The sequence below is a fragment of the Candidatus Bathyarchaeia archaeon genome, from assembly GCA_041447175.1.
Lineage (GTDB): Archaea > Thermoproteota > Bathyarchaeia > Bathyarchaeales > Bathycorpusculaceae > JADGNF01.
In genome coordinates, this window is record CP166960.1 from 472,846 (window position 1) to 490,752 (window position 17,907).

General features: G+C 46.7%; 20 protein-coding genes. 8 read left to right on the top strand and 12 right to left on the bottom strand.

Features of this window, described 5'->3' with window-relative positions; genetic code table 11:
* Positions 1-105: 105 nt before the first annotated feature.
* A complete protein-coding gene (locus tag ACBZ72_02405) occupies positions 106-609 on the top strand; it encodes a hypothetical protein (protein ID XES77741.1) in 504 nt (167 codons plus the stop codon).
* Between the two features lie 13 nt (positions 610-622).
* Here the strand turns inward: ACBZ72_02405 and ACBZ72_02410 are convergent, their stop codons facing one another.
* From ACBZ72_02410 to ACBZ72_02425, 4 genes are all read right to left on the bottom strand, one after another.
* Complete coding sequence (locus ACBZ72_02410) at positions 623-1,357, bottom strand: dolichyl-phosphate beta-glucosyltransferase (protein XES77742.1); 735 nt, start codon at positions 1,355-1,357, stop codon at positions 623-625.
* A complete protein-coding gene (locus ACBZ72_02415) occupies positions 1,354-3,255 on the bottom strand; it encodes a glycosyltransferase family 39 protein (GenBank protein XES77743.1) in 1,902 nt (633 codons plus the stop codon). The genes ACBZ72_02410 and ACBZ72_02415 overlap by 4 nt, the downstream gene beginning before the upstream one ends.
* A gap of 1 nt (position 3,256) precedes the next feature.
* Complete coding sequence (locus tag ACBZ72_02420; protein ID XES77744.1) at positions 3,257-4,510, bottom strand: glycosyltransferase 87 family protein; 1,254 nt, start codon at positions 4,508-4,510, stop codon at positions 3,257-3,259.
* 95 nt (positions 4,511-4,605) lie between these two features.
* Positions 4,606-5,874, bottom strand: coding sequence for a hypothetical protein (locus ACBZ72_02425; protein XES77745.1), 1,269 nt, complete (start codon positions 5,872-5,874; stop codon positions 4,606-4,608).
* 231 nt (positions 5,875-6,105) lie between these two features.
* Between ACBZ72_02425 and ACBZ72_02430 the strand changes: the two genes are divergently transcribed.
* Complete coding sequence (locus ACBZ72_02430; GenBank protein ID XES77746.1) at positions 6,106-6,546, top strand: 30S ribosomal protein S12; 441 nt, start codon at positions 6,106-6,108, stop codon at positions 6,544-6,546.
* Between the two features lie 5 nt (positions 6,547-6,551).
* Complete coding sequence (locus tag ACBZ72_02435; protein ID XES77747.1) at positions 6,552-7,157, top strand: 30S ribosomal protein S7; 606 nt, start codon at positions 6,552-6,554, stop codon at positions 7,155-7,157.
* A gap of 41 nt (positions 7,158-7,198) precedes the next feature.
* On the opposite strand, the gene ACBZ72_02440 is transcribed toward ACBZ72_02435, so the two are convergent.
* Entirely contained in the window at positions 7,199-8,380 is a 1,182-nt protein-coding gene (locus tag ACBZ72_02440) for a GTPase (protein XES77748.1), read from the bottom strand.
* Between the two features lie 125 nt (positions 8,381-8,505).
* On the bottom strand, positions 8,506-8,808 hold the full coding sequence (locus ACBZ72_02445; protein ID XES77749.1) for a hypothetical protein: 303 nt from the start codon (positions 8,806-8,808) through the stop codon (positions 8,506-8,508).
* Between the two features lie 291 nt (positions 8,809-9,099).
* Between ACBZ72_02445 and tuf the strand changes: the two genes are divergently transcribed.
* From tuf to ACBZ72_02460, 3 genes are all read left to right on the top strand, one after another.
* Positions 9,100-10,404: a translation elongation factor EF-1 subunit alpha gene (gene tuf, locus ACBZ72_02450; GenBank protein XES77750.1), complete on the top strand. Its 1,305-nt coding sequence runs from the start codon at positions 9,100-9,102 to the stop codon at positions 10,402-10,404.
* 596 nt (positions 10,405-11,000) lie between these two features.
* Positions 11,001-11,324 carry a hypothetical protein gene (locus ACBZ72_02455; protein XES77751.1) on the top strand — a complete coding sequence of 108 codons (324 nt, stop codon included), beginning with the start codon at positions 11,001-11,003 and terminating at the stop codon, positions 11,322-11,324.
* Positions 11,325-11,552: 228 nt separating this feature from the next.
* Positions 11,553-11,822, top strand: a complete 270-nt coding sequence (locus ACBZ72_02460; protein XES77752.1) for an LSM domain-containing protein — start codon at positions 11,553-11,555, stop codon at positions 11,820-11,822.
* 5 nt (positions 11,823-11,827) lie between these two features.
* On the opposite strand, the gene ACBZ72_02465 is transcribed toward ACBZ72_02460, so the two are convergent.
* Positions 11,828-12,727 (bottom strand): serine/threonine-protein kinase RIO2, encoded by a 900-nt coding sequence (locus ACBZ72_02465; protein XES77753.1) that lies wholly within the window; start codon positions 12,725-12,727, stop codon positions 11,828-11,830.
* Between the two features lie 148 nt (positions 12,728-12,875).
* Here ACBZ72_02465 and ACBZ72_02470 point away from each other — a divergent pair, with 148 nt between their 5' ends.
* Positions 12,876-13,580, top strand: coding sequence for an RDD family protein (locus ACBZ72_02470; protein ID XES77754.1), 705 nt, complete (start codon positions 12,876-12,878; stop codon positions 13,578-13,580).
* Here the strand turns inward: ACBZ72_02470 and thiI are convergent.
* From thiI to ACBZ72_02490, 4 genes are all read right to left on the bottom strand, one after another.
* The gene (gene thiI, locus ACBZ72_02475) at positions 13,577-15,121 is read right to left on the bottom strand and encodes a tRNA uracil 4-sulfurtransferase ThiI (GenBank protein XES77755.1); all 1,545 of its coding nucleotides are present in this window, start codon (positions 15,119-15,121) and stop codon (positions 13,577-13,579) included. The genes ACBZ72_02470 and thiI overlap by 4 nt on opposite strands.
* A gap of 397 nt (positions 15,122-15,518) precedes the next feature.
* Positions 15,519-15,986: a hypothetical protein gene (locus tag ACBZ72_02480; protein ID XES77756.1), complete on the bottom strand. Its 468-nt coding sequence runs from the start codon at positions 15,984-15,986 to the stop codon at positions 15,519-15,521.
* A 263-nt stretch (positions 15,987-16,249) separates the two neighbouring features.
* Positions 16,250-16,549 carry an archaellum operon transcriptional activator EarA family protein gene (locus ACBZ72_02485; protein ID XES77757.1) on the bottom strand — a complete coding sequence of 100 codons (300 nt, stop codon included), beginning with the start codon at positions 16,547-16,549 and terminating at the stop codon, positions 16,250-16,252.
* Positions 16,550-16,595: 46 nt separating this feature from the next.
* A complete protein-coding gene (locus ACBZ72_02490; protein XES77758.1) occupies positions 16,596-16,811 on the bottom strand; it encodes a hypothetical protein in 216 nt (71 codons plus the stop codon).
* A gap of 171 nt (positions 16,812-16,982) precedes the next feature.
* Here ACBZ72_02490 and ACBZ72_02495 point away from each other — a divergent pair, with 171 nt between their 5' ends.
* A complete protein-coding gene (locus tag ACBZ72_02495) occupies positions 16,983-17,408 on the top strand; it encodes a hypothetical protein (GenBank protein ID XES77759.1) in 426 nt (141 codons plus the stop codon).
* Between the two features lie 68 nt (positions 17,409-17,476).
* On the opposite strand, the gene ACBZ72_02500 is transcribed toward ACBZ72_02495, so the two are convergent.
* Complete coding sequence (locus ACBZ72_02500; protein XES77760.1) at positions 17,477-17,875, bottom strand: hypothetical protein; 399 nt, start codon at positions 17,873-17,875, stop codon at positions 17,477-17,479.
* Positions 17,876-17,907 lie beyond the last annotated feature (32 nt).

Consider the following 17,907-nt stretch of genomic DNA (forward strand, 5'->3'; position numbering starts at 1 on the left):
GACTATTGAATGCGTAAGTATTTAAAATATTCACTTAGGATATGCCTATAAAAAGTGTTATATCTTTAAGCCTCTGAATAGAAATTAGGCAAGGAGAAGCGGAATATGACTCAAACCCACGATACACGCGTTCACAAGAAACGCAGCGAAAGCCCCGTTGTTACGGCAGTATCCGTTGGGGGCTTTTTCATCGTGGTGGGCTTAGTTTTCGCCATGAACCCGGGTTTGATTCAAAGCATCGGTGACTTCTTTACCGACTTAACTTTAAAGGCAACCCCCTTCTTTGGTAACTCCCACTTTGCTCTACCCGCCCCCGAAAACCCTGCTGCCCATGAAACTCTCTACAACGCGATCTTGCAGTTTGACATAAGCATCGGCATCTTGCAAGTTATTCTGTTAGCGTTTAGGCTGATGCTTCAATCGCGTACGGGAAGAATCGCTGAAACCGTGGGTGACTTGGTGTTCTGGTTTGGCGCCGCTTACTTGGTGAGCACTTTTCTTCTGGTGGGAACGTTAGCGGCATGGTTCCAGTACTGGGCAGCGTTAATTGTGGTGGTCGGCTTCTCCATAATTGCCCGAGGCATAGTTTACTTGGCAAAAAACCATTAACCCTTGAGCGGTGTTACTCTTTTTTGAATTGCCACCAAAGCTTAAACACCTGTTTGCCCATGTTGTAGCTGTCCTCAAACAGGTTCACTTTGGTTTTACCCCCGCTTTTCCACTCAACCGCAATCTCTTTTATTTTGCATCCTTCACGGGCAGCCCTAACCAGAAACTCGGTGTCCCAGAACCAGTGATTTGCCCGTACCTCCCCAATCAGTTTCAGGGTCGGTTCACGTTTGAAGCCTTTAAAGCCGCATTGGTGGTCTCGAAGCTTGGAGCCTAACATTTGCCGCACCAAAAAGTTGTAGCTTTTGCTGCTTATGCTTCTGCGTAAAGTCCGTTCCACTTTGCTGTCAGGCAACATGCGGGAACCCGTGGAAAAGTCGTAGCCCTCAACCGAGATTGCCTCTACCAGTGGGCGAAGAAATTTGAGGTCAGTGGCTAAATCTAAATCCATGTAAACCAAAACTTTGCCCCTGCTTTGTCGGAATGCGTTGTTGAGGGCGGTTCCCCTTCCCAGTCGTTGTTCTCCGTGGATGTGTTTTACGTAGGGGTATTTTTGGGTGAGTTCTTCGGCGCGTTCAGCGGTTCCGTCGGTGCTGCCGTCCTCGGCGATTATGATTTCGTAGCTGCGGGTGAACTGGTTGAGGACTTCGGTGGTTTTTTCCACAGCGTCATCTAAGTAACCTACTTCGTTGTAGGCGGGAAACACCACTGAAACGTCTACGGTTTGGGGGTTGTTTGGTTTTGTCATGGCGCAAAGAACCAGCTTGGGAACCATTTCAGGTCATGTATATAAGAGATTGAAGTGGGCATGCCCGAGATTACGGGGTAGAACACTGCAAACAGCACAACCACGGCTGCAAAGAGGGCGATGGTGACTATTTTCCCTTTTCGGCTGTTCCAATGTTGATTGATTAAGTAAGCGGTGGCTAAGCAGAGGAAAGGCACGCTCACGTAGAAGTGGTAGATGAAGGTGACTCGGGATATGAACACGTAGGGAATCCACGAGAAAAAGAACATCGTCGCAATGAATATGGCTGATATGTCCCATTTCCGTCCTACCTGCTGCGGTTGGGCTTCAGGTTCTTCAGACTGCATGTTGAGGGTTTTGGTGGGTGCGTTAAGGGTTTGCTCTGTTTCGTCTGCTGGGGCTGCAGGTGGAGTATCCATGGCTGGAACAGGAGTCAGGTCAGGTTCATTTCGGTGGGTTAACCGTTTCTTTAAACCTTGTAAGAGTTCTTTTCCGCGAATAGCTCTCTCCGTCACTATGAGTATTGCGCCAAAGCCCACCCACCAAACCGCAGGGTTCCCCATGACTGAGATGGTTGAGTCTATGCTGTTGGGCAAGTAGGTTATGTCCAGCCAGAGGGGCACATATCCATGGGTGGCAACCATGAAGGGCCAACTCCACCACGCTGAAGCAAAATCGTGAGTCGCCACAAGAGTAGAATGATAATTGTACATGGCGAACTGCAGGTCGATGACGCCGTTGCCGTAGGTGCCTATGAAGGGGCGCCCAGTTAGCATGTCGGGTATGTACATCAAGAAGTACATGCCAACGCCTAACCCGATAAACCCAAGCAGCAGCAGGAAGGGGTGGTCAAACAGCGCCGCGTATTTTCGTCCCAAATTTGTCTTTAACCTCGATACATCTCTTATTCTAAGTGCCACCAGAAGCATCAGCATGCCCACGGCGCCGTATAAGGCAACCCACTTGGTTGAGAAACTTAGGAAAAAGAACATCACTGCCCCAAACAAAGGCCAAACAGACGTGCTCCAGCCCTTCTTAACGACGTTAGAGAAGTAGATGAAGAAGAACAGTTGCGCGACAAGGGCAAAGAACACGACGTAGGTGTCGGCGGTTCCCATGCGTGCCATGGTGAAATGCATGAAGTCAAAGGTTAACAGGAAAGCAGCGGCAAAGGCGCCAATCCATGTGCCAAACAGACGTTTGCCCAGCAGGTACATGACGGGAATCATGAGGGTGCCAAAGATTACTCCAATCAGGCGCCACCCGAACGGGCTGAACCCGAACACGACGATGCCTGCGGCTTGGATAAGTTTGCCCAGCGGCGGGTGGGTCCATTCGTAGGGTGACTGCAGATGCAGATATTGGCGTGCGGTGCGAACAAAGTAGATTTCGTCAAAGTAGGTTTGTCCCATGTAGGTGGCTGGTAAGTGAACTTTGGTTTGTTCGTCGATGAGGTTTTGTAGGTCAGGGTTAACGTTTTCTAAGCCTGTTATTTGGGTGATGTTTAGCAGTTGGCTGTTTGTGTCGGCGACTGCAATTTCCGCTATGATGGGGTTAGCAGATGAGGACTCAAAGTCAACCCTAAGGTGTTGGGTGGCTTGGTTAATTTTTACTTCGTTCCATTTGTAGTAATCAGTAAATGTTGCTCCAGAGGTAACCAGTTGCCAGTTGTCAGGTGAACCTGAATAAACCGTCACGTTGTAGGAGCCGTCTTCAAGCAGAAAATTAAGTGAACCCACATACTGCGACTCATCCAAAGTTAAGTAGAAACTTTGCCCATTGGAGAACGTGGCAGTCGACGTTGGGGTTTGGGTGTAGCCAAGGCTCCACGTAGACATTCCAAAGAATACGATGGACAGCACCGCAATTGTTAGCAGGTCTCTCTTGGTTATCTGCATTTTATGTCTCCCGTGATTTGGCGAAGTCCCCATTTGATGGCTTTAAAGTTGGACTGAGGCTTAACCGTGGTTTGCCCCGTAGCTCGCCTATCATCAGTACGAGAACGTATAGGAACGCTATTAAATTAATCAAGCTTACTGTTACCATCACAAGGTCACCTGACATTATGAACGTACCAGCGTTCAGAAAATCCAGCACATATGCCTGATTAACAAAACACGTTGCCGTTAAAACCACATACAACGGGCGGGTCCTTTTAAGAAGCGGAAACATCAAAGCCAACATCGCCATCGCGGGGAACAAGTATCGCTCATGAATTCGTGTGGGAAACATGAAGAAACCAAAAAACAGCACGAATGCGGCGAAGAAGATAAGCAGTTCCCGATTGCTGGGCGCCCGTTTATGCACCAGATATATTGTGAAAAGCGCCAAGGCTCCAAACATTGCCCAACCCGCGATGAACGTCCAAAGTACGTCGGGAACCCACATGCCCCCAAAACCCCACACGTTAAACGCGTTAAGCGTCGTGAATTGGTAGCCGCCGTAAGCACCAAAATAGATGTCCGTCAAGAAAGTAACTGGGTTGCTCCACTCAAACGGCAAAATCACCGCAAACACCGTAGCCGCTGCAACCAGAACCGACGTAACCAGACCTTTCCAGTCGGTTTTCCTCCAAACTAAAAAGAAAAACAGCGGCGCTAAAGCGATGCTTTGGGGTTTGGTCAAGATTCCTAGCATAAACGCCACCACCGATAGTTTAGGCTTCGAATAGAAAACCAAGATTAGGGATAAGACGAGGAAGAATGTGTAGATAGCGTCGAATTGTCCCCAAACTGCCGTGTTGAAGATGACGGCGGGGTTAAACGCGTAAAGCGCGGTGCCTATCAGCGCCAGTTTAAAGTTGGATTGCTTTCGAACAAAAGCGAATATAAGAAACGCCGTTGCCATGTCAAAAAGGTTTGCTGGCAACTTCATAACATAAGTGAAAGCGGTTGTCCCAAATACGGCAAGATGTTCAGCTAAGGAGCCAAACATCCAGAAGAAGTAAATGTTAAACGGCGGATAATCACACCACGTTTGCAAGTAGAAAGCTCTTAACCCGTAATTTGCTGCTGTCTGGAACCAAATCATGAAGTCAACCGTGTCAATCTTTGCGTATCCTTGATGAGAGAAAAACACCAGCCGAACCAAGAACGCAACCAAAAGCAGCACTGCAACGGTGGTTAACTCTCGTTTTGTGAACGGAATCTTCATTTTGGCTGCTCCTTACTGGTAAGCAGCTTCTTTTAAATAAAAGAGTTTTCGAAAAAATGCTAACCCGCAGAATCAGGTTAACCGTTGAACACGCATTATTTCCAGCTAAAGTAGCCTTCTTGAGTTGCCGCCTGAACGTTTGACCCCGCGATAAGTGTCGTGTTTTGGCTTTGGTCCCACATGATAGACAAGTACCTGCCGTTCATAGACCAGTTGCAGCTACCATAGTCGGTCGCTCCCGCAGCGTTTGCCATGTCATGGAAGGTCACGTAAAAGTCACTGGCGTCGCAGTTGCTGCTCCATTGAATGTTCCAAGTGAACAGGTAGTCGCTGTCTCTTTGATAGTAAGTGAAGTTGTCTCCTAACCAGCCCGCCGCGGATTGCTCAGCTTTGGTCTGGTTGAGCCATCGGTCCAGCATAACTTGAATGAAGTATTCGCCTAAGCGGTCGGATTTCTGGTTATAGCTGTTGGTAATCTGGCTCCAATTGTCTTCGGCAAGCGTCGGCGAATTTACGGGTTGGGCGGTTTGGTTCTCAAAGTACATGTCGGGGTGAAGAATCTGCGCTGTGGTTGCGGGCATGTTCTGGTAGGCGTCGTTTACGGTTTGCCAGCCGCCGCTGTCATGAAGCGCATTGACAAAGATTTTGCCTTTGTCGTAGGGGAAGAAGTTGAGCTGCCAGATGCTGTCGGGCATCGGGTGGATGGCGTTTAAGGCGGGGTTGTTTAGAAGGAAAACGGGTATGTTGTTGACCATCATCATGGAGTCTTCAGTGGCGACTGCGTCGTTTCCGTAGTTTTCAATGAAGTAGTCCCCCATGTACGAGGCGTCCCCCTCAATCAACGCCGTACGTGCCTTGTCCGCGTCAAACGTTGTCGCATACGGAAGGTTAGGCTGCCAAACATGCGTGAGTTCATGCACAAAGGTGGCTTCCGCGTCAGGCAAGTTGAACGGGTCAAAGTTTTCTTTAATAACGTATATGTCGTTTCCCAGTGTTGCGGCGCCCCAGTTTGCCGTCCAGTCAACCGTGGCTTGGTAGAGGCTGTCGGTTTCGTTAATTATGAACAGGGTTTTGTAGATGTTTTCTTGCCTCTGAATAAGCGCCAAGTTTGCATTCGCCGACGTTGTGCCCCACCGGTCCACCGCATCCTGCTTTGTTATCACGTAAAGGTGCACGTTGTTAGGCAATGTTACGTTACGGATTTGCTCCACTAACGTTTTGGCGTTTTGGAAGTCTTTTTGGGCTTGCGCCGTATAAGAGTCGATGTCAACGGTGTGCAGAATTTGGGCTACAGCAAAGGCGCTAACCAGAAGGGCTGCAATAAAGATGGTTGCCACGAAGGCAATTGTTTTCTTGTTTTTCACGTGAAGCACCAGACGGCACGGTTACCTTTAAAGTTGGGTTTTGGTGAAATAAAGTTTGCTCCAAAACTTCAAAGTTTCTTCCTCGCCGAAAAGGCTTTGTGCCTTAAGCTGGTTACCTTGGGTGTTTGTGGTGGCTTGAAGAATCAAACAACAAACACGGCAACTTTGTTGTTTCTTTAGTGCTGTTTAAATATAAGTGTTGGAATTCTAACTGTGCAAGAGGATAATCGAATGGGTTCAAAGTCACCACGAGGCGAGTTCGCAGCTCGAAAGCTCCAGAACAAACGGAAAGACTTCCGTTGGAGCGACAGATACTATAACCGACGCATGCTTATGCTAGACGAGAAAGTTGACCCCATGCAAGGTGCACCTCAATCTAGGGGTATCGTTCTGGAGAAAGTAGGCGTCGAATCCAAGCAGCCTAACAGTGCCGTACGCAAATGCGTAAGGACACAATTAATTAAAAACGGAAGAGTCATCAGCGCCTTTCTGCCCGGCGACGGCGCCCTTAACGTTGTTGATGAACACGACGAAGTCGTCGTAGAAGGCATCGGCGGCACCCGCGGAGGCGCCATGGGAGACATTCCTGGTGTTCGGTGGAAGGTCGTTATGGTTAACGGCGTATCTCTTAACGAGCTTGTCTACGGAAGGAAACAGAAACCCGCAAGGTGAGCATGATGAGCACAACAACAACCACCCCAGCCGCACCTGCCGCTCCAGCAGACATCAAACTTTTCGAGAAATGGAGCTTTAAAGAAATCAAAGTTAACGACCTCGGCTTGGCACGTTACATGAATTTAACCCCGATGGTTGCCCCCCACAGCATGGGTAGACATGAACACCAACGTTTCCGCAAGGCAAACGTGAACGTCGTTGAACGGGTCATCAACAACCTTATGCGCCCCGGCAAAAACAGCGGTAAAAAAGCCAAATGCACAAACATTGTCAAGCAAGCCTTTGAAATCATCAACCTCCGCACAGGCAAAAACCCCGTGGAGGTACTGGTGCGCGCTGTTGAAAACAGTGCCCCCTGCGAGGACACCACACGCATCAGCTACGGTGGAGTTGTCTACCACTTATCCGTGGATGTTGCACCCCAACGCCGCGTCGACTTGGCAGTCCGCCACATCACCGCAGGCGCAAGAGCAGCCTCAATTAACACGCCAAAATCCATTGAGGAATGCTTAGCTGATGAGCTTGTGCTTGCCGCAAACAACGACATAAAGAGCGCAGGCGTAGCTAAACGGCACGAAATTGAACGCGTAGCTCAAAGCAGCAGATAAACGCGTTTCTTTTCTTCTTTCCTTTTTCTTGCAAGAACTTGTTATTTAGTGTGGATTTCTACGATGTCGCCGTCTTCTAACGCAAACGTTAACCCAACTTTTTGTGGGCTAAAAACCAGCCTTTTTGCCCAAACTCTGGCGTATGCGAAGTTGTGCACAAATTCCCCATGAATGCTTTTAGCTAAATCCTGCAGGGTGGCTCCTTTTGTTAGCGTGAAGGGTTTGTTGCTGGGTTCACGTTTGCTTGGTTCCTTGGTGTAGATGCGTATGATTTCCATTGTGTCAAAGATGGCGTCTCCCAGCTTATCCATGCCCAGTTTTTGTTGGCAAGAGATGGCGATAATCGGGAGTTTGCCGTTCACAAACTGCGTCAGCCGCTGAAGATTGGCTTTGGCACCGGGCATATCCAGCTTGTTTGCAACAACCAATGTTTGCTTGAACATGGATGTTTGGAAGATGGTTTCTTCGATGTCTTCAAAGCTGACTTCACCGCTTATCTTAACAATCGCGTCGTTTATGCGGTAGCTTCGAAGCAGCTCCTCCACTTCCTTCATGTTACAGTCCAACAGCTTGCCTACAAGAACAATCCGCAGGGCGGTGCCTGTGTGTTTTCGGTCAATTTCCACTTTACCTTTAGGCTTGGTGGTAGCTATACGAGCTTTCTCTAGTTCTCCCAAAAGCAACTGAAGCTGCCACACAGGGTCACTACTGAGGTCAACCATCAAGATTAAGCCATCAGCGTTACGAGCCGAAGAGATAGTTTGAGTTCCCCAAAGTTTTCCATCAGCTGAACCTTCAGTAATCGCCGGAGTTTCCAAAATCTGCAGCTGAATATCTTTGTAGTTCATGATGCTGGGAACAGGGTCACGTGAAGTATATGGAACAGGCGAAACTTCAACTTTAGCATTTGTCACGGCGGCTAACAGGCTGCTTTTACCCACATTAGTCATGCCCAGCAATGCAATCTGTGCGGAGCCTCCTTTTTCAATGAAAAATTTGGGTCCGCCGCTTCTTAAGCCAACGCGTTTAGCTTTCTTGTCGTCTAAATCCTGACGGATTACTGCCATTTTCTTTTTTACTTGTCCTCGAAGCTTTAGTGTGCCTTTATGCTGGGGAACTGCCGCTAAAAACTCTTGGTATTTCTTCAGCTTCAGTTTTGGGTCATTGGTGGCTTCTACTTCAGCCCATTTGTCTTTTGCTTCGGGAGGCAAGTTAGTAGGCATAATGTTTCCGTTAGAGTAGTATATTTTCAGCTTAAATACAATTTCTAATCTATCAGTAAAAATTTTCCCTCAGATAACCAGCGTCAGGAGCCAATGTTGATTTAATCACCCAAAAAACCCGCTGTTTAGTTCATCCTTCCAGATTCGGCGGCTAGTTTTTCGGCAAGTTCCGCTCCCTTTACAGTGAGCTTGTACACGCGGTACGTGTTACGGTGGGTATACTTAATTTTTGACTTCACCAGATTAGATCTTTTAAGAAAACCCAAGTTTTTCTGGTCCCTGTTCGCGTCTGCTTGCCGAGTTCCTTCCATCCAGACTAAAACTTCCAATTGCTCCAGTTCAGAAATCTTCAAAAGTAGCCCCTTTATTCGCGGCAGATCCTCTTCAAGCTGCTCTTTTTCCTTTCTAAAGTTTTCTTGAGCAATCATGTCTAGTTCTGCCTTTAAATCTGTTGACAACAATAACACCAAATAATCAAAGTTGCTAACCCTATTTAAGCAAACCAGCCATCAAAAACCCGTGCATCCTGTGAGGAGGAGTTTTCTGTCATTTTTTGGTTATTCTCTATCGGATTTATAGGTGTTTTTTGTTTTAGTAAACGGTTTTGTTGCTTGTGTTGTAAAGGTTAGGCGGTATAATAAACTTAAAATAATTGGAGGACTGATGTGTTAACGAAATCACTAAAATTTAAGGAAACTCAAAAGTAGAGGAATGTAAAGATGAGCAAAAGCGAGAAACCCCACATTAACCTCATCATCATGGGGCACGTTGACCACGGAAAATCCACCACAACCGGCCACCTGCTCTACGATGCAGGAGCAATTGATGAAAGAACAATCAAAGCTTACCAAGAAGAAGCAGATAAAATGGGTAAAGGCACCTTCAAATTTGCATGGGTGTTGGACAACCTCAAAGAAGAACGCGAACGAGGTGTCACCATTGACCTTCGATTTCTACAGTTCCAAACTAAAAAATACAACTACACCGTTATTGATGCCCCTGGACACAGAGACTTCGTAAAGAACATGATTACAGGTGCAAGCCAAGCAGATGCTTGTGTACTTTTCTGCTCTGCTAAGAAAGGCGAATTTGAAGCAGGCATTGGTCCAGGCGGCCAAACACGTGAACACGCTTTCTTGGCTTTCACTTTGGGTATTCGTCAAGCAATAGTCGCAGTTAACAAGATGGATGACATATCTGTTAACTACAGCAAAGAGCGATATGACGAAATCAAGAACGAAGTTAGCCGCATGTTACGAATGGTCGGCTTCAAGGTTGACAAAGTAAACTTTGTTCCAGTTTCAGGCTGGACTGGCGAAAACCTCGTCAATAGAAGCGACAAGATGCCCTGGTACACTGGTCCAACCCTTATTGAAGCATTAGACATGCTCGAAACACCCGCTAAACCAACAAACAAACCCTTGCGTATTCCAATTCAGGACGTCTACACAATCACAGGCATCGGCACCGTTCCAGTCGGCAGAGTTGAAACTGGTGTCCTTAAAGCAGGCGACAAACTCATCTTCATGCCAAGCAACAAGACCGCTGAAGTAAAATCCATCGAAATGCACCACTCTTCAATACCCACGGCTGAACCAGGCGACAACATCGGCATGAGCGTCAGAGGCATCGCAAAGAACGAAGTTCACCGCGGAGACGTTGCAGGTGCAGTATCTGCTCCCCCAACAGTCGCAAAAGAATTCATCGGACAAATCATCGTTATCTACCATCCAACTGCAATCGCAGCCGGCTACACACCTGTTTTGCACTACCACACTGGACAAATTGCTTGCCGCTTCACCGAACTGCTGAAAAAGATTGACCCACGCACTGGACAAGTCACCGAAGAGCATCCAAGCTTCATCAAGACTGGTGACGCCGCATGGGTCCGCATGGAACCGCTTCACCCTATCGCTGTCGAAACCTACCTAGAATTCCCTGAACTCGGACGCTTCGCCGTCAGAGACATGGGCACAACAGTCGCCGCAGGCGTAATCAAAGAAGTGACCAAGAAGGGTCCATAAACCCTCCTTCATTTTTTGTTTTGAATCTTTTTTTGCATTGTTTATTATCATTTATAGAACAATTTTTTGTTTGTTCTGTTTTTTAAGCGTGAATTGTTGTTGCCCCTTGTAGCCACATATTCTTAATAGTTGTCTGCAGCATTCTTGTTTTCAGTCTCCACGAGGAGGAAAATAGTATGCAGTCAGAAATTCGCCGCGTAAGACGGCCCTTAACCAACAATGAATTAGATATCCTATTCATACGAAAGGACACGTCCGAAGATTTGAAGGGAGTTATCCAAAAAATTTCCCTCGAACATGTATCCATAGAAGAGAGGCGTAAGGAAGCCAATAAACCCCTTTATCTTGTGAGGTACGAGTAGCCGAGCGCGACTGTAACCTTCACACCTTTTGAATAGTTTACTTTGTGCCATTTTTTATTTTTGACGTAATGTAGCCTCCTTTTGCTTAAAATTGATTTTTCTGTTTTTTAACAGGGCTTTCTTTCCACCAAAAATCACTAACCAAAACCTTGTTTTTTGTTGTTGCTTTGTGGCAATCACATATTGTTTTAAGGCATAACCGCCAATATCGATAAACTAGGTCGAGGAAGGAGTATGAATCCTCAATTATGCATCTTAAAAGTAAAACCTACAAAAGATTACACAGCCAAAAAAGTCCTCCGCTTCGCCATTGTGGATCAAGACCGCGATAAAGTGTACCCCGCAAACTTTGTTTGCATTCTGCCACAACACATGAGCCCCGCAAATGCCGATTCAAGCGTCTTCTCCAAAACGTTTAAGGAACAACGCATAGAAGTCGCAAAAAAGCTTCTAAACGACGCCTTACAAAAAGAGACTGACCCCGCCGTCAAAAAAGAGATAAAAAACCGACTAAAACAGCTTGCTCCAAAACCTTGGCAACCAAGAAACTACCCCTAACCCCCTTCACATAAAACATCGCTGTCCCAAACTGGGCAGCCTGCCAGCTTTCCCTACTCAAGTTTCTATTTGTAAACGGGTCTAGTCGAAAAGAGCCGTAACTGCTTCTCCTTTGGACTCTACACTGCTGCGTTTCGTGTATGCTAACGATTAGGAATGGTCAAGTTTGCACAAACTTCACTTCCCTCTTCATAAAACTTTTATAGGTCGTGTTGGGTTGTGAAAGGTATGCATCCCAATTCATTTGATCACGGTGCCATGATGGAACCAAGCAAAAAACCCCTAAACGTCCTCATCAAGCAGCTCAACGGTAACATTGAAGTTGTCCTAAAGAACGGCTGTGAATACAAAGGCAAAATGATAAAAGTTGACGGCCACATGAACATCCTGCTGGAAGGCGCAACCGAATACAAAGATGAACAAATGCTCACCAACTACGGCAACGTGTTGCTACGCGGAAACAACGTCCTCTACATCGTCCTCGAAGGCAGACACTAAGGCGCCTAAAACTCCAACGCCTCAGTTTCTCCCAATACAAACTCAACTGCACCTTTTAAGCCGACTTTGAGCCTGAATCTGCGGGCAAAAAAATCCAGCACATTTTTAACATCTCGATCCAGCTTTTCCTGCGCATTTGGATGCGTTCTCAAAACAAACTGTGGCCAATCAATAATCAACACGTGCATATCTGGCTTCAAAATGATGTTGTATTCACTTAAGTCGCCATGAACCACACCCGCATCCAAAAACGCACGCCGCACATTGAACAGAATCTCCCTCAAAACTGCCGCTGCATCTTCAATTTTTCGCCATTTACTCAATTCGCCCCCTTCAATGACGCCCATAACAATTGTATGCCTGTTCTGATAAATAGGCTCGGGCACCGCAACTTGGTATCGGTGAACAAGGTTTAGGGCTTCAAACTCTTTTTCTGCTGCCAAACGGCTCTGAAACAGCCAGCCCGCACGGTCAAGCATGTATCCTCGTTTGCGTCTGGTTTGCCGAAAACTTATCCTGCCCAACCTGTGAAACTTTACCGCGACACGTGTTCCTTGGGGGGTTAACGCATCAAAAACATCCGCTTCTTTGCCTACGCCCAGCGGTTTGCCAAACGCTTGGAGCACTTGTGCTTTGACCATTGCGTTGATGGCTAAGCAGTCGTATGCTGAGTAGTTAATGGTGTAGCCGACGTATCCGCCTTGCATTCGGTAAATTAAGCCAAGCTTGTCTAGTCGGTCCAGTTCATAGTCGATGCGGTCCATGGGCACCTTGGCATATTTCTGGATTTGTCCAGGCGGAACGTATTCACGTTTACTCATGCCTGTCTCGATGAGCTGCAGGGTTCGCAGGTCCTCTGGCGTGAGGTTTCGAAATATGCTTACGGCAACTTCCGCAGACGACATACTTGAAAGATATGTTTCTATGCTTATAAGAATAGATTTTGGTCGGTTTGGGGGTTTGCTTATATTCTGGTTTGTGACCCTAACCTTATTAGGTACCGGCTGCACGTTAATTGAACCTTACCCAGAGTTATCCAGTTAGGTTTTGGGCATGTCAGTAGACCAAGAAAACGTCACAAAAGTCCTTTCAGTGTTGTCACACCGAATTCGCCGAGAGATTCTTCTAATTCTACGTGACAAAGGCGAAAGCAGCTTCACTGACCTCATGAACGCCCTAAACGTGGACACCGGCAAGCTGAGTTTTCACATTCGCAGTTTGCAGCCCTTTCTTGAGCAGACCGAAAACGGAAAATACACGCTTAGTAGAGCAGGCGAAGATGCCGTGCGCGTCATCCGTGATGTGGAGTCGTGGGCTGAAGTTGCCGATGTGGACCGGAAGGCGTCTTCGTTGCCTTTGGCGTCGTTTGCGAAGCGGTCCTTTGCTTTTTTGGTGGATTTCTCGATTATGTTTGCGCTTGCTCTGCTGTTTTTGCTTGAAGCCTTCATCTCGATGGTTACTGCGAACTGGTTTGTTGTTACCGTGAATGTGTTGTTTGTGGCTTTGGGGATTTTGTGGGTTTACTCAACGCTTCTGGAGGGCTTTAACGGGCAGAGCATTGGAAAAAGCCTGTTCGGGTTAAAAGTGGTGCAGACTGATGGCCGAAAACTTTCCTATGACCATGCGGCGGTGCGTAATTTTGGGAAGGTGCTTTTGCCCTTTGATTTGTTCTTTGGGTGGATGCTTAACGACCGCCGCTTCATTCGGTACTTTGACAAGTTTGCGGGAACAACCGTCATTGACCTACGAAAACATTAATCCCGTTTGAGGTCAACAACCACCGTCGCCGCCAACGCCGCCTTCACCATTTCGGTGATGTTTAAGGCTGCTTCCGCGTCTTTAACCATGTTTAATCGTGCCTGTGTTGAGGGCATGGAGGGCGCGGCGGTGCAGCCTTGCTCTTTTTTGATGGAGATTTCGTAGGTGCCGATTTTTTTGGCTAAAGCTTCTGTTTCCAGCTTATCAAACCCGAGCAGGGGGCGGTGGATGGGCATCTGCGTTGCGGCTTGGTCGATAACAAAGAGGTTGTGCATGGTTTGGCTGGCTTGCTCGCCCACTGCCTCCCCAGTGACTATGCCTAGGGCGTTTTCTTTTTGGGCGATTTCTTGGGCGATGCGGTACATGAGGCGCTTGCAGAGCAGGCACGTGAATTTTGCGGGGGTTTTTTGCTGTATAGTTTTGATGTTTTCACCGTTGGGCACAATGTACATTTTACGAATTTTTCCCGCGCTCCACTGGCTGAGTTGTTGGGCGTTTTCAATGGCTTTCTGCCTTGCGTGCTCGTCGGTGTAGGGGGTGTTGTCGATGTAGATGGGAGTTGGGGGACTGCCGCGTTTGAGGGTAAGCCAGCAGGCAACTGGGCTGTCGATTCCGCCGCTGAGCAGGCACACGGTTTTAGCTTGGGTGCCCACGGGGAAGCCTCCTGAAGCTTGGATTGTTTGGGTGTAGACGTAGGCTTCTTGTTCGCGGATTTCCACGGTGAGGGTGATTTGGGGGGTGGTGAGGTTGACTTTTGGGTTTTTCTGCTGCAGGTGGCTAAGGATTTGTTCGCCGAGCATGCGGCAGATGTCTTGGCTGGTGTAGGGGTGGGTTCCGACGCGGTGGCAACGAACCGCAAACGTCGTGTTCTCTTCGATGGCTTCTTCGGCGGCTTGGAGGGCGGTTTGGGTAATGTCGGCGGTTTCCGCGGTGGTTTGTTTGGCTGGGGAGAGGCTGCTTATGCCAAAAACCCTTGTGAGCGCCTGTGCGGTTTGTGCGGCTTTGGGGGTTTGGATGTAGATTCTGCCCCTCATGCGCACGAGCTTGGCGGGTTTAAGGTCTTGGGCTTCGAGGGTGTACTTGATGTTTTCGAGGAGTTGCTTTTGGTAAATGCGTTTGGTCCATTCGCTTTTTACGCCTGTCTCGCCGCTAAACCTGACAATAACTGTATCTGCCTGCGTGATAATCCTGACCTGCACACTTTTAATGTGGGAACAAGCCGCTACTGGAGATTTAACAGTTATGGCACCAAACTCCCGTTTCTGTTTGCATCCGTTTACAGAAACCCCCCATGGTGCTTTGGGTGGGTAGGCTACGTTTCGAGTAGACCCCTTCCTCTCTACGCTTTCCCAGTTCCGATGCTCTGACCGCAGATTCTGTCTGTATCGACCCTCCCCTCTATAGGTTCTGCAATGAATTACTATTTGGATGCTAATAGGCGGCAAATATGTCCGCGTTTCTCCTGTTGCATTGGGCACTTTCTCAGAATAGCCCAAAACAAAAAATGCCTTTTCTTTCTGAACTTCACCTCCACAAATCACGGCTTTTCACCAACCAAAACCTGTATGCTGTGGCTTAATAATCATTGCAAAATTTAGAAATTCATAAATTTACAAATTGAGATTAATGCTTTTACTTAAATAAATTTGCTGGTGTTGCATCAAAACATGAGCCACGCCCTCAAAGACCCAATATAACAAAAGGATGTAAAGTGAATGAATATGTGAATCCGTGACAGAAAAAAAATCATCCAAGGACTAAAACGCACAAACATACTCAAAGGCTACAGACTATTCCACAACTACATACGAACACACGAAAGTCTAAACGGCAAAACACCCGCTGAAGCATGCGGAATAACTGTGGAAGGCGAGAACAAGTGGAAAACTTTGATACAGAACGCTAGTAAGAAGAACCGAGAAATAAGGTAATTTGAAACTATGCCTTTTTACAGTAAGTGCAGGGGCGTCTTTTTTTGCAGTGTTTCTGGGCTTCATTCCAGTTATCTCTAACTTTCTGCAAGTATCCTTCTGTTATGTCTTTCAATTCAACTTCTCTGTAATTGGTGTATAAGATGTTGAGCCATCCTGTTGTATTTTCTTTTTCTCCACATTTTAACAGGTCTTGAGGCACATTTTTTGCAGATTGAAATTGAAAACAAATGTCATCCTTCCTAATCTCAGGACGAAGAATTATGCAGACTTTCTCTCCTCGTTCATCCCTTAAACCATAATACCAACAGACATGATTGCGCTTAGTATGCACTCTGGACTCGTAGATTATTAGTTCAGGGATTTTGTCGAGAAACTGTTTGCATTTAATGGCATACTCCCGATAATGTTCAATTTGGAAATACCAGTCCTGAAGAGGAGTCGCAGAAGTAACTTTTAGGCATTCATTACTCATAATAATCCCCAATTGCCAAGTATTTCTACAATTTGCCTTAAGAATCTTTTTGCGGCGCTTATCAACCGAAATTTGACATGGAAAAACCCCAAGAATTTTCATGTTGGTTTATCAACCGACTTTTGACAGCAAACCCCGAAACTCACTCATCAACCGAAGACTTGAAAGAACCCTCATCAGGGTTCTGTTAACTTAGCATGGGATGGGAAACTCTGTTAACTGTCGTGGGATGAACATTTCCCCCAAGAAGAGCCTCATAACCCTCACGAAGAGTCTTCAACTAATTTCTTTCCATCTTCTGTCAAGCTATAGAAAGCGTATCCCTTTGCTTCAGTTAATTTCTGAACAAAACCTTCATTGATTAATTTATCAAATTCTTTGTTAAATTGGTTGTCTGTAAGGTCTTTGCATATACGGATTCTTTGATTTTTTTCGTTACATAATGGTTCTACGCTTAGTCCTAATGCAACACAGCATTCACGATGAATGTGAATTCGACAACAGGAATCATAACTTAGTTGGCGTAGAATTGTTTGTCTTATGACTTCGCTATTATCTGACATAACCCTTCAAAAATAAAGTGGAAATTCTGAATAAAAAAATATTGGTTTACTTAGAAGCGTTTTGGATTATGGTTTTCCACTTGTTCTTTCCTTCAACGATTATTCCGCATGCTTCCGCTGGAGTCTTTCCATCTAAAGATAAGTGAGGTCGTACATAGTTGTGGTAAATCTGGTAGCCTTTGAGAATATCCGTATCTTTGGTTTTGAGTAAAAGCGAGAGATTCAGTATCCCACGATAATTAACATGAACCCCTAATCCCACAACAAGTTAACAGAACCCTCATCAGCAATATTTAAAAGGAGCTTAAAAATTTGTAAACCTTTCGTTTTTGGTCCATTGAGTGACGTTCTTTTCAGAGACTGCCTTTTTGGGTGGTTGTGGATATGTTCTTATAGGGTTTTGTGGTTGGTTTTTGTGTAGGAGTTTTGGAGTTTGACTTCTATTCCTGTCATCGGCGAGTTGACGGTTATGAATGTGCTGTTTTTCTTGATGGGCTTCATAATCCTGTGGGTCTTGGTTTCCGTTCCCGTCTATTTAGCAGGTAAAGTCGTCACTTCCGGGCAATCTACGTTGGGCGATGCCATGATAGCCACCGTGTTTGGTCCCATAGTGTACGTGGTCACGTTGCTGGTTGTGGATTTGCTCTTCAGCTCTATTCTTGGTTCCACCGCGTACATTGTGGCGTTGGTTTTGGCGTTCATCGCTTGGTTGGGCGTCTTCAAAATAAGCTTTGGCACCGGCTGGCTGGGCTCGTTAGCCATCGCCCTGCTGGCAATCCTTGTGTACGCCGCCATAAGCACCCTGTTTGGCATACTGCTGGACGTGGTGATTCCCGCGCCGTTCTTTCCAAAATTCTAACCGCCCCCGCATGCTACATGTATGGAGTATGCTGAGGGCTACGGAAAACAGAAGCCGCGTTGTTTGGCTTAACCTTGGTAGATGGTTGCGGTTTTGAGTGCTTCCAGAAGCGTCTGCACCTGAAGGGAAGTTAGCTCGCATTTTTCGGAGCTTTTCAGGAAGGGGAATTTTTCGTTGGCGTTTTTGATTATGTGCAGGTTTTCCCAGATGAGTTTGATGTTGCCTGAAAAGGAGTGGCTGTTAATTTCGCTTAGCCAGGTGCCTGTTTCAATTCGCGTGGCGCCCTCGCTTGCCGCCGTGAAGGGACCTACCAGCGATTGGTTTTGGGGGTTGTACATGAAGAGCACCGAGCCCTTTTTGATGGTTTCCACTTCGCCTTTGTGAGTGTCCGTGCACGTGTAGAGGCGTCTGCTAACGCATTGCCCAAAGGTTTTCTGGTCACAGAAAAGAACAAATCCTGAATACATAAGAAAACACTGGTTTAAGCTGCTTATAAGAA